Origin of the sequence: Rhizobium sp. Leaf311, from assembly GCF_001423445.1 — a bacterium.
Lineage (GTDB): Bacteria > Pseudomonadota > Alphaproteobacteria > Rhizobiales > Rhizobiaceae > Agrobacterium.
The window spans coordinates 131,562-143,355 of record NZ_LMNZ01000024.1 but is presented as its reverse complement, the minus strand read 5'-3'; the positions used below and the strand labels follow the sequence as shown (position 1 = coordinate 143,355).

Genomic DNA, 11,794 nt, shown 5'->3' with positions numbered 1-11,794 from the left:
GAATAGGAGTGGACGTTTAACAAATGGTATTGCCGCAGCGGCGAGCTTTTGGGGCTAGGCTCAGGTTCCCAGATTTCAAATGAAGCATCATGAGCCTCATGCTAAAGGTTGCAGATGGGATTCGGGGTTTTCATTCACCGGTCAGATTCGATTTACGACGATAGCCCGGCTGAACAATACCAGTTCCCGGGTCAGTATCTCGGTCGTGTCCAGGCCTGTGTAGGTGACTGGATCGTCTACTACGAGCCTCGGAAAGTCGCAGCGACCCGCGGCTATTTTGCTGTCGCCAAGGTTGAACGGGTTATTCCTGATCCGAAGGCCCCCGGCATGTATCTGGCGCTGATCGAACAAGGCAGCTGTCTCGACTTCATCAATCCCGTTCCGTTCAGCGGACCAGACGGTGTCATAGAGCGAGGCGTGCTGAATGAAGAGGGCCGCATTTCGGGCAGAGCACAGGCCGCAGTCCGGCCGATATCCGCAGCAGATTTCAACCGCATCGTATCTATTGGCATAGACGAGCATGAGCCTGAACTGCCTCGGCTGGATGAGCCGGGGGTGACGCATGCGGTCGATGGATTTGCAGATGAAGCTCAAGCGCCGTTCATGTTCGAGCAGGAGCGCGACCGGGTTACGCAACTCTCGTCGCGGATCGTTCGAAATCGGCTGTTTCGCCGCCTCGTTCTTCACGCTTATGACAAACGATGCGCCATCACGGGATTGAAGCTCATCAACGGTGGTGGCCGGGCAGAGGTCGACGCCGCACATATCCGGCCGGTGGAAGCGAGCGGGCCTGACATTCTTTCCAACGGAATTGCTCTTTCGGGCACCGCACACTGGATGTTTGACCGCGGTCTGATTGGCCTTTCGGACGATCTTGATATCCTGATATCGCGTCAGGCGAATGATCCTGACAGCATTCAAGGACTCCTCAACAAGACCGGGAAGGCGATCGTGCCTAGCAGGGTTTTCGAGAGGCCACATCCCCAGTTCCTGAGATGGCACCGTGAGAACTGTTTCAAGCAGTAAACATTTGGGTAGTCCTGCGGTGATGTGGATTCATCCCGATCGGTTCTATTTCAGTCAGTTGGCGCCAGTAATCCTAAAATCATCCCGATCGGTTCTTTTGTCTTCCTTTTGCACCATCTGATGATATAATCATCCCGATAGGGGTGATTATGGAAAAGATCAAAGATACGAAAAGCCTCGGCATGCTAATCCGTCAGGAGCGCAAACAGCAAGGGTTAACCCAGGAGCAACTCGCCGGGGTGATTGGTGTGGGGGTACGTTTTCTGCGTGAACTCGAGGCCGGCAAAGAGAGCTGCCAGATTGGCCGTGCGATGCAAGTCTTGGCCGGTCTTGGCCTTCTTGTTTCGGTCGGGCGTCGCCAGGGCCCGCGATCATGACCCGGGTATTGGACGTCTATTTTCGCGACACCAAGGCGGGCGTACTCGGCCGGCTTGACGACGGCCTGCTGACTTTTGCCTACGATGGCGCGTATCTCCTGGACCAACGATCGCGTGCGATCTCGTTCTCGATGCCCCTGCAGGAAGAAGCCTTCGGTGATCAGGTGGTGCGCCCGTTTTTCTCCGGTCTCTTGCCTGACGAAGGCGCGCGGCAACGCCTCGCTGGGGCGCTCGGCCTTTCGGCAGGCAATGCCTTCGGACTACTGGAAGTTATCGGGGGCGAATGCGCAGGTGCCTTGTCACTCTATCCGACCGGCACGGTGCCCGAACCTCCCGGCCAGTCCCAAGCCGAAATTCTCACTTCGGAACGCCTGGATGAAATTCTCAGCAGGCTGCGGACCCGGCCTTTGCTTGGCGGAGACGAGGGCATTCGCCTATCGCTCGCCGGCGCGCAGGATAAACTGGCGGTCATTGTCGATGGAGATTCCATTGCCTTGGCAAAAGACGGCAGACCAACGACCCATATCTTGAAACCAGTCATCCAGGCTTTGGAAGGCACGGTGGAGAACGAGTATTTTTGTATGCGGCTGGCGGCTCGCCTCAAGCTGCCGGTACCCCATGTCGAGATACGCCTAGCCCGGGCGACTGCCTTTCTCCTGGTTGAGCGTTATGATCGGACGAAAGCTGCAGACGGTATCATTGAGCGCTTACACCAGGAAGACTTTTGCCAGGCCCTTAGCGTCCCGCCGGAGCTGAAGTATGAGGCCGAGGGCGGACCGGGGACAGGACATGCTCTCGGGCTGATCGACCAGGCCTGCGCTAGACCTGTCGCGGATCGGTTGCAATTCATCCGCATGCTGATCTTCCATTATCTCGTCGGCAACGCCGATGCCCACGGCAAGAACTACGCCCTGCTTTATGGCTCCGATGAACCGGATCTGGCACCGATCTACGATGTCGTTTGCACGGCCGTTTATCCTCGCTTGTCAAAGAGGCTCGCCATGAAGATTGGCGGCCGCGATGTGCCCGACACGATCCAGCTGAAGCATTGGGCGACACTTGTGCCCGAAACCAAATCTTCTCAGCGCATCCTTGTTCGCGACCTTGCCCAAATGGCGGAAAGGATTGTGAGCGAGGCTGATATCCTTCTTGCAGAGTTGGCAGACGAGGGGATCAATCATCCCATCCTGAGCGGAATTCGCAAGGTCATCTCAAGCCGGGCTGGTTCATTGCAGAGAGTCACGCAGCAGGTATCTTAAGTGTTTGAATGGTCGCGGATATCTAGCGCTTTGTCCTTCGACCAACGGGCCGGCGGTTCGTATCCCTTCAAGAGCGTATAAGACAAACTGCAGCTTTCCTTATATTCACTGTTAGCTGAGACCTCGACAGCCCTTCAGACCTTCAGCCATTTTAACCAGATGAGCGACAGAGGTAGCCTTCATCTTTTGCATCATATGGCCTCGATGGAGCTTCACGGTGGGTTCGGCAAGCTGTAGCTCTGCCGCGATTTGCTTATTAAGCTTTCCAGCTATGACCAATGCCATTATTTGGCGCTCGCGTTCGGTTAGCGACGTGTAGCTGGTTTGGATGGTTGCCTTTGTCGTTCTTTCCAGCCTGCGGATTGCATCATTCGCGATCGCGCGGTTTACAGCTTCAAGCAAATCCTGTTCACGAACAGGTTTGGTCAGCACGTCGATAGCACCAGCTTTCATTGCACGCACAGCCATTGCCACATCAACGTGAGCGCTTATCAACACGACAGACCTGGGCAGGTCGCTTTGAGCCAACGCTTCCTGAAACTCCAGCCCGCTTTGGCCTGGAAGACGAATATCTAACACAATACAGCCAGCCTTTTCGGGATCGTCGGCGGCTACAAATTCCTTAACGGATCCATGTGTTTCAGCGATAAGTCCTACAGATTCGAAGAGACCTTTGAGTGCCTCGCGGACGCTTTCGTCATCGTCGATGACGATAACTGTTGGACGCCTGTTCTTTTTCTCTTCGATCAACGGTTGGTTCCTTGAAGTGGTAGAGTGAAGCTGAACGACGTGCCTCGCGGCTGATTGGTAGCGGCCCAGATACGTCCGCCGTGCGCTTCAACGATGGAGCAGCAAATCGTGAGTCCCATGCCGATCCCGTCTGGTTTTGTCGTGTAGAATGCATCAAATACCCGGTCGACCAATTCAGGAGGGATACCTTTTCCCGTGTCGGACACGGTGACCTCGATTTCACTATTCGCGTTTTGCGAACACCCAACGTAAATAGTTCCCTCTCCATCGCTAGAGCTAGCCTCGGCGCTATTCATTATAAGATTTAGAAGGACCTGTTGCACCTGGGTGGGGTCACCAATGAAGTAGTACGGATCAGGTGGGAGATTTGTGACGGTTTGGAGGCCCCTGGACTGCAGCTCGCCCTCCAAAAGAAACAGCACATCACGAAGTGCTTGGTTGATGTCTGTTCTTTCCATACGTACCTGAGACCTCTGAGCCATGGCACGGATGCTGGAAACGATGTCGCCTGCACGGTGCCCATCACGCACAACCCGCTCCGCGGCGAACCGGGCCTGTTCCAGATCTGTCTGACCAGGCTGAAGCCAGCGAACGCAAGTTCCAGCATTGGTGACGATGGCCATAAGCGGTTGATTGACTTCATGTGCGATCGAGACTGCCAACTCCCCAATCGTCGTCAGACGCGTCACGTGAGCAAGGTCGCTTTGGCTTTGACGAAGGGACTCCTCTGCTCGTTTGCGGTCCTCGATATCGACCACGACGCCGTACCACCGAACGACCTCGCCCTGCGCATCAAGCAGTGGATTTTGCCGAAGATTAAACCACCGGTACTCGCCGTCGAACCTTCTGATGCGCGCGTCGACCGGTTTAGGCTGCTTTGTCGCAACGACCTCGTCCCAACTGAGACGCATGCGTTCGACATCTTCTGGATGAAACATGCGATAGAAGCCCAATCCGACGATTTCCTGAAAGGGAAGGCCGACAAAATCAATAAGGTTCTTGTTCCAGTACTCCAGCTGTCCGTCGGGCGTGCAAGACCAGGCCATGGCAGGGATGGTATTTATGATGAGGCTGAGCTTGTGCTCGCTTTCCCTGAGGGCGGCTTCACTTTTGCGTAGGGCGGTCTCTGCACATTGCAAATTATCGATATCGATGTTGACACCAAACCAGCGGACTACACCGTTTGCGTCTGTGAGCTTGCGGCCGGAAAAGTAAAACCAACGGTACTTTCCATCTCCCCCCCGGATGCGTCCCTTCAACTGAGTATGGTCCGAATTCTCAAGGTCTCTCTTCCAGATCTCGACCATTTCGGGGATGTCATCGGGGTGGTACAGATCCAGGAAGCCCCAATCCAGGATGCGCTCAGGCGTTAGCCCGGCATAATCCAACCAGCTTTTGTTGACAAAGTCCGCGCTGCCATCAGGTCGCGCTGACCATACGAGGACAGGAAGTGAGTCGATAATAAGCCGGAGATTGTGCTCGCTTGCTGCGAGCGCGGCTTTGGTCTCCTTGAGCGCATCCTCGGCTTGTTTGCGGTCCTCGATATCGAGAACCACGCCATACCATCTGACGACCTTTCCTTCTGAATCGTGTCGTGGCTTTTGCCGGAGACTACACCATCTAAAATCCCCATCCGCGCGTCTGAGCCGTCCCTCGACTTCCTTGGCCGTTCTCGAGGTCATAATGTTCCGCCACTCAGTGCCCAGTCGTTCGAGGTCTTCGGGGTGGAAAAGGCGGTAAAAGTTTTCGCCGGCGATGTCCGAAAGCGGCAAGCCGACATATTCCAAAAAGTGCTGATTGGCGAAGTCCAGCATTCCGTCAGCTGTCGTGGACCAAGCCATCGCCGGGATCATGTCAATGATCTCGTCAGTATTTATATGGTGTTCCAATTCGATCCCCGGATGCTCGTAACGTTAGCATGTGTTTGAGAATACTCCGGTACGCGCGTTTACGTTAGCTGAGATTTATCGACTAAGGTCTATTTCCGCAGTCCCTTGGTCTAGTCGGAGCGGACCAATGTCTCAATTGAGGGTTGGCCTCATCAGGCCTAAACCTACCGATCAGTTAATCAATTAATCGAGTGGGGCTATCGCTGCCTTGGCAGTGCAACAGCACACTCACCGATGGCAATGCTATGTCCGTCACAGAGTTTGACGTTGTTCAGCTTATCACGGGCAGTGCAGTCAAATGGTGGCCACCTTGGAGCTCGCGTAATGACTCTGAAGCCTAACAACCTTTCATCCGAACCAATGTCCGTTGTGCTCGTCCATGGGGCATTTGTCGACGCTTCCGGATGGCGGAAAGTTTACGAGATGCTGTCGCGAGACGGATATGAAGTTCTTGTCGTGCAAAATTCTGCAGTCACGTTTGGCCAAGATGTAGAGCGCACAAAAGGCATTATCGCAGAAGCTGCCCACCCTGTTGTGCTCGTCGGGCATTCGTACGGTGGTGCCGTGATCACGGAAGCCGGGACCGACGAAAAGGTTCGGGGTCTCGTTTATCTGGCAGCTTTCGTTCCGGATACAGGGGAATCCGTATTCGACTTGGCCTCGCAAGAGGTTCCTGGTGCGGAGAAAGCCCCACTCCTTCCGCCGAAGGATGGCTTCATCAAAATTGATCCACGGAAGTTTGTTGACGCATTCTCGGCAGACATAGATCCCGCCGAAGCGAAGTTTATGGCTGACGCCCAAAGGCCGTGGGGCCTTGAAGCCGTCCAGGGCAATATCACCTCTGCGGCATGGAAATCCAAGCCATCTTTTTACCTCCTCGCAACGCAAGATCGAATGATACCCGCTCAAGCGCAGGCAGCGATGGCCGAACGCGCAGGAGCCATGGTCGTAGAGGTCAGCAGCAGCCATGCAGTAATGCTGTCCCAGCCTGAAGAAGTCGCAGCGCTCATCAGAACCGCAGCTAAGCAAAACCAGTCTAACTGATGCTGAGCGTCAGCTGCTGTCCAACATCAATCACCGACTGGGGGAATACTATGCGCAACTTTCTTATGCCGAAACGCTCACGGACATCACAAATATCACTGACTAAACTTGAGGAGAGTGGCATGCCTCAGCTGTCACGCCGCGCTTTTGCGAGCGCTCTGCCTCTTGGTCTCGTTGGAGGAACTCTTTTCGGCGGAAGCCTGCTCGGCGACTTGACCGCCCAGGCTGCTACATCCAAAGCTACTGGGACACCGGTCGTAACAACGCCGTTTGCACAGATACATATCGGCCGTTTCACGGTAACTGCCCTGACGGATGGCTATGCTGATATGCCCTACAACTACTTCCCGGGACGCTCGGCTCCCGAGGTGGAAAAGGCCGCAAACGCCCAATTTACGGGCAGATCCGGCGGGGTTCGTTTTCTGTTCAATCAATACCTCGTTGAAGACGGTAAGCAACGCATCCTGATCGATGCCGGCGCTGCAGGTTCTATCGGGGAAACCGGACATCTCCCGCAGGCGCTGGCCACGCTCGGTCTGAAGCCAAGCGATATCGATGCGGTTATCGTGACGCATATGCACCAGGACCATATGGGCGGTCTGGTTCTCGGCGGTAAGGAGAATTATCCGAATGCCGAGGTCTATGTAGACCGTCGCGACGTCAAGCACTGGACTGACCGGGCCAAGAGCAATGGCGCGCCTGATTTCCTACAGCCCAGCTTCAAGATGGCGGAAGAGGTGGTGCGTCTCTATCCGAAGCTGCAATCGATTGACGGAGAGCGTGAAATCGTTCCCGGGGTTTCGATTGTCGACCTAACCGGCCATACACCTGGCCATATAGGAGTTCGAATCGAGGGCGGCGGCAAGAGCCTGATCATGGTATCCGACATGATTTTCCCGGTCGTCCATCCTGCTGCAACAGACGTCTTCTTCCTGTTCGAACAGGATCAAGCTGCTGCGAAAGCAATGCGCGATCGCTTCTTCCCACAAGCCGCCTCGGAGGGCGCCCTGATTGCTGCGACACACATGCCGTTCCCAGGTCTTGGTCGTGTGGTGTCCGATCGTGGTCAAATGCGCTGGGAAGTCGCCGACTGGGCTTTGCAAGACTGATGCTGTAGCCGGGATTTAGGTAGCTGCGATAGATCAAGGCCAGCATTGTTCGCTGATGCGGGCCTACTCAAGTATGGAGACGAGGTATGCCGTACCACTTTCTGGAAGTCGCCGTCACGCCAAGCGTCCGAGCCGCGCAGGCGGATATGGGGGTGGACCAGATATGGCTGGGCGAGAACGATCGGCCATCGGATACTTTGACGGAGAACGAGATCGCTTTCATCGCCACGCGCGACAGCTTCTATATCGCATCTGTGTCAGAGACCGGTTGGCCATATGTTCAACATCGCGGAGGGAAAACCGGTTTCCTCAAGGTCGTTGATCCCCAAACAATGGCATTTGCCGACTATCGCGGGAACCGCCAATACATCAGCGCAGGGAATTTCGCAGCCAACGACCGCGCCTGTCTGTTTCTCATGGACTATGTCCGACGGACCCGGCTCAAAGTCTATGCACACGTCGAGCGGCTGACGCTCGACGCCAATCCATCGCTAACGGACCTCGTATCCGATCCGACGTATAGGGGGCGTGCAGAGCGGATATTCAAGCTTCGGCTCGAAGCATACGACTGGAACTGCCCCCAGCACATCATCCCCCGCTACACCGAACAGCAAGTTGAGCAAGCAGTCGCGCCACTACGTCAGAAGCTGCAACAGCTCGAAGCTGAAAATGCAGCGTTGCGGGCAAGATTAGAAGGTAAATCCGAATGACCAACGCTCAAAGACCGCCTCTACCACCGTTTAAATCGCAGACTACTGCCGACACGGTGCGGCTTGCCGAAGATGGCCGGAACAGCCGGGACCCGGGCAAGGTTGCGTTGGCGTACGCGGCTGATAGTCAGTGGCGTAACCGCGCCGAGTTCGTTAGTTGCCGGGAGGCTTTCATCGCTCTCCTTGCAGGAAAGTGGCGGCGGGAGCTCGACTACCGTCTGATCAAGGAGCTGTGGACGTTCGGCGGCGACAGGATTGCCGTCAGGTTTGCGTATGAGTGGCATGACGACATCGGCAATTGGTTCCGCTCTTTCGGCAACGAGAACTGGGAGTTCAACGATAGTGGCCTGATATGCCTGCATTAACGACCTGCCCATCCGCGTTGAAGACCGTCGCTTTCACTGGCCGCTCGGTCGTTGGTCCGACGATCACCCGGGGCTCAGCGAATTTGGTTTCTGATCGGCCTCGTTTCCATTTCCATCAGTCGAAGACAGCCACATGGTCATTTTGAATTCGCACTTTTCACAACGTTCATCTCCGACAGACGAAGAGGCTATCGAGGTCAAAGCCTTCGTGGATCTTTACAATGTCTCACCGGCAACGCTCAAATCTGAAGAGCATTTTGAATGCCTGCCCATCAACGGTGGATGCGCAATATGGCTGCCAAGCGCGCCAGCCATGGGTCTGAACCGTGTACTCGGGCTAAACTCTGTGAACGATCTTGAGGAAGCCTATGGGTGGATGAACGGGAAGAGCGGAAACCGGTTTCTTCAGGTAAATATGGACCGCGCTCCAGCCGGAACTAAAGACTGGATCCTCGCCAAGGGTCTGCTTGAATATGGTGTCGGCTGGGCGAAGCTTGTCTACGACGGCCCATCAGCGAACCTTTCGGAGCCCAACTCGATCCGAACGCGACTCGTTCATGTCGAGGAAGCCGTGCTCTTTGGGACGATGGTGTGCAAAGGCTTTAACTTTCCATCGACCCTGACGAGGTTGTGGTCAGCGATCGTCGGAAAGGTAGGCTGGTCGTGTTTTTTCGCCTTGGATGGTGAAAATCCCGTCGGCACTGCCACCATGTACCAGTCTGGAACCTACGCATGGCTAGGCGGCGGCACCACACTTCCAGAATTTCGAAATCGCGGTATTCAAAAGGCGCTCATCAAAAGTCGTATCGAACATGGGCTCGGCAACAACGTGTCGACATTTGCCGTCGAGACATTGGCACCTGCAGTCGGAGAACCCAATATTTCTTTTGATAACCTTAGGAAAGTAGGCTTCCGGCACGCGTATCACCGCAAGAACTTTAAGTTGTGAGATAGCGATCTGCCCCCGCGGGTGAGCCCTGGTGGAAGGACGTAGGATCCCTCCTCGCTTGAGTCACTCCTCGAAATCTCTGAATGATCTAAAGAAGGGAAGTACGAATGAATACGGAAACCCGCATAGAAATGGCCGCCCGGCTGACTTCAGCATCGGGAATCATTGCGGCACTAGATCAAAGCGGAGGGTCCACCCCAGACGCCTTACGCTCATACGGCATATCCGATACCGCCTATCAGGGTGACGCGGAGATGTTGAAGCTTATCCATGAAATGCGCATGAGGATAATGACTGCACCCGGATTTTCGAGCGAGAGAGTGATTGGCACCATCTTATTCGAGCAAACTATGGATCATTCCATCGGCACAAAATCAATACCGGCATACCTTTGGGAAGATCGCGGAATCTTCTCCTTTCTCAAGGTCGACAGCGGTCGAGAAGCCGACCACGACGGCGTTCAGTTGATGAAGCCCATACCAAATCTCAGCAATTTGCTCGAGCGCGCATTAGAGAAAGGCGTCCTTGGGACAAAAATGCGCTCGGTTATAAATTCAGCGTCTGAAAATGGGATTTCTGCCGCTGTCGCGCAGCAATTTGAGGTGGCATCGACTATCCTAAAGAACGGATTGATCCCGATTATCGAGCCTGAGGTTCTCGTCAGGAGCCCGGATAAGGCAATGGCCGAAACCACTTTGGTCAAGGAAATCCTGAGGAATCTTTCGGAGCTTGCGCATGGAACGCAGGTCATATTGAAGCTTATCCTGCCAAATCAGCCGGATCTCTACGCAGGACTTGTAGAGCATCCCAGAGTTGCTCGAGTTTTTGCCTTGTCCGGAGGCTACAGACTAAAGGTCGCCTGCGAGAAACTCAAAGAGAACCCCAGGGTGATTGGAAGCTTCTCGCGAGCTCTGGTTGAGAATTTACGTGTTTCCATGCCAGACGCCGAATTCAACCGCAAACTCTCGAAAAACATCGGAGAGATATATGTAGCTAGTAAGCAGACAGGCGAGAGCGCGTGATGCGGTGCACCCGAGAGCGCGATTGAAAACAAAGGCAAACTGCGGAGTCCCTTCACTGTTGCATCCACGACATCTTGCCGTGATGCAACGCCCGTCACCAGAAGGGCGAGAAGTGAGTTCAAATATGGTAAACGTCGGCGGGTTTGCTTACCAGGCAGTACAATCAGTTCAGCTTATAGGGCCAAGGAGCTGAACGAATTCACGATTGTAAAGACAAAGAACGTGCCGAGCGTTCGAATCCGTCCAAGGCGAAAGAACGCGGCCATTGCCCATTTCCGGCTCATAGTACGACTTGAAAGTGCTATCATTTATGTGCTAATGATATCACAACCAAAATATATATAGGATGGAATAAATGGCGGCGGTGACCATACGAAACCTCTCTGATGAAACTCATCGGGCGTTACGCGCGAGAGCAGCTTGCCACGGTCGTAGTACCGAGGCCGAAATTCGTGACATTCTCGAAGCCGCTGTTCGTCCTTCTGGGCGCGTGAAGCTCGGCTCGCTTCTCGCGGCCATTGGTCGTGACGCCGAAATGTCAAACAATGATGTCGAAGCGCTGCAACAACAGCGCGACGGGACCCCGGCAGTACCGATGACTTTCGAATGATCTTGCTAGACACTAATGTAATATCTGAGCCTTGGAAGCCAGCTCCTGATAGTGCTGTGCTGACTTGGTTGGATGCACAGGCCATCGAGACGCTATTCATTTCTGCTATCTCAATTGCCGAACTACGTTTCGGGATTGCCTCAATGCCATCGGGGAAGCGTAAGACAATTCTCCACGATCGCCTTGAAGGTGAAGTTCTACCAATTTTCGACGGGCGCATCCTGCCCTTTGATGTAGGTACCTCCCAATTCTATGCGGACCTGATGGCCAGCAGCCGAACATCTGGAAAGGCGATCGGGAAGGCTGATGGATACATTGCTGCTACGGCTGCAGAAAACCATCTCGTGGTCGCAACGCGAGATACAAGCCCATTCGAAGCAGCCGGATTGGTAGTCATCAATCCCTGGTCGGCCTAAGTCTTTAGAATTACAGGTCGCCGGTTCATATCTCTACAAGGGTTCTAATTCGACGGCTGCGATCTCAGAAAGTCGAGAAACGCGCGCATTCCCGCCCCTATGTGACGGTGTCTCGGATAGTAAAGGCAGAGGCCAGGATAGGGCGGCGTCCATTCGGCTAGCACCTGCCGGAGTCTCCCGTCGGCAAGTGCGTCAGCCGCCATCCACCGCGTCACGTACGCAAGGCCGCGACCGTCGAGCGCGGCCGCAAGAACAAGCCGGGACTGGT

General features: G+C 54.7%; 13 protein-coding genes and 1 pseudogene. 11 read left to right on the top strand and 3 right to left on the bottom strand.

Going from position 1 to position 11,794, the window contains the following annotated elements; translation table 11 throughout:
- Positions 1–114 precede the first annotated feature (114 nt).
- The 3 genes from ASF69_RS22035 to ASF69_RS22025 all read left to right on the top strand — a co-directional run bounded on the left by ASF69_RS22035 (position 115) and on the right by ASF69_RS22025 (position 2,662).
- On the top strand, positions 115–1,026 hold the full coding sequence (locus ASF69_RS22035) for an HNH endonuclease (RefSeq protein WP_062590680.1): 912 nt from the start codon (positions 115–117) through the stop codon (positions 1,024–1,026).
- 149 nt (positions 1,027–1,175) lie between these two features.
- Positions 1,176–1,403 (top strand): helix-turn-helix domain-containing protein, encoded by a 228-nt coding sequence (locus tag ASF69_RS22030; protein ID WP_062590678.1) that lies wholly within the window; start codon positions 1,176–1,178, stop codon positions 1,401–1,403.
- The gene (locus ASF69_RS22025; protein WP_062590675.1) at positions 1,400–2,662 is read left to right on the top strand and encodes a type II toxin-antitoxin system HipA family toxin; all 1,263 of its coding nucleotides are present in this window, start codon (positions 1,400–1,402) and stop codon (positions 2,660–2,662) included. The genes ASF69_RS22030 and ASF69_RS22025 overlap by 4 nt, the downstream gene beginning before the upstream one ends.
- Before the next feature lie 111 nt (positions 2,663–2,773).
- On the opposite strand, the gene ASF69_RS22020 is transcribed toward ASF69_RS22025, so the two are convergent.
- On the bottom strand, positions 2,774–3,412 hold the full coding sequence (locus tag ASF69_RS22020; RefSeq protein ID WP_062590673.1) for a response regulator: 639 nt from the start codon (positions 3,410–3,412) through the stop codon (positions 2,774–2,776).
- On the bottom strand, positions 3,409–5,301 hold the full coding sequence (locus ASF69_RS22015) for a PAS domain S-box protein (protein WP_280136394.1): 1,893 nt from the start codon (positions 5,299–5,301) through the stop codon (positions 3,409–3,411). Before ASF69_RS22015 ends, ASF69_RS22020 begins: the two co-directional genes overlap by 4 nt.
- A 324-nt stretch (positions 5,302–5,625) precedes the next feature.
- On the opposite strand from ASF69_RS22015, the gene ASF69_RS22010 reads away from it, so the two are divergent.
- From ASF69_RS22010 to ASF69_RS21975, 8 genes and pseudogenes are all read left to right on the top strand, one after another.
- Complete coding sequence (locus ASF69_RS22010; RefSeq protein WP_062590670.1) at positions 5,626–6,345, top strand: alpha/beta hydrolase; 720 nt, start codon at positions 5,626–5,628, stop codon at positions 6,343–6,345.
- Positions 6,346–6,467: 122 nt separating this feature from the next.
- Positions 6,468–7,454, top strand: coding sequence for an MBL fold metallo-hydrolase (locus tag ASF69_RS22005; protein ID WP_062590668.1), 987 nt, complete (start codon positions 6,468–6,470; stop codon positions 7,452–7,454).
- An 86-nt stretch (positions 7,455–7,540) separates the two neighbouring features.
- A complete protein-coding gene (locus ASF69_RS22000) occupies positions 7,541–8,164 on the top strand; it encodes a pyridoxamine 5'-phosphate oxidase family protein (protein WP_062590667.1) in 624 nt (207 codons plus the stop codon).
- Positions 8,161–8,623 (top strand): annotated as a pseudogene (locus ASF69_RS21995) (DUF1348 family protein). Before ASF69_RS22000 ends, ASF69_RS21995 begins: the two are co-directional and overlap by 4 nt.
- A 39-nt stretch (positions 8,624–8,662) precedes the next feature.
- Positions 8,663–9,478, top strand: coding sequence for a GNAT family N-acetyltransferase (locus tag ASF69_RS21990; protein ID WP_082469831.1), 816 nt, complete (start codon positions 8,663–8,665; stop codon positions 9,476–9,478).
- A gap of 107 nt (positions 9,479–9,585) precedes the next feature.
- Positions 9,586–10,500, top strand: coding sequence for a fructose bisphosphate aldolase (locus ASF69_RS21985; protein ID WP_062590665.1), 915 nt, complete (start codon positions 9,586–9,588; stop codon positions 10,498–10,500).
- A 355-nt stretch (positions 10,501–10,855) separates the two neighbouring features.
- Positions 10,856–11,110 (top strand): hypothetical protein, encoded by a 255-nt coding sequence (locus ASF69_RS21980; RefSeq protein WP_062590663.1) that lies wholly within the window; start codon positions 10,856–10,858, stop codon positions 11,108–11,110.
- The gene (locus ASF69_RS21975; protein WP_062590661.1) at positions 11,107–11,526 is read left to right on the top strand and encodes a type II toxin-antitoxin system VapC family toxin; all 420 of its coding nucleotides are present in this window, start codon (positions 11,107–11,109) and stop codon (positions 11,524–11,526) included. The genes ASF69_RS21980 and ASF69_RS21975 overlap by 4 nt, the downstream gene beginning before the upstream one ends.
- Before the next feature lie 44 nt (positions 11,527–11,570).
- Here the strand turns inward: ASF69_RS21975 and ASF69_RS22955 are convergent.
- The coding region (locus ASF69_RS22955) for a LysR substrate-binding domain-containing protein (RefSeq protein WP_244475562.1) at positions 11,571–11,794 on the bottom strand (224 nt) is incomplete at its 5' end.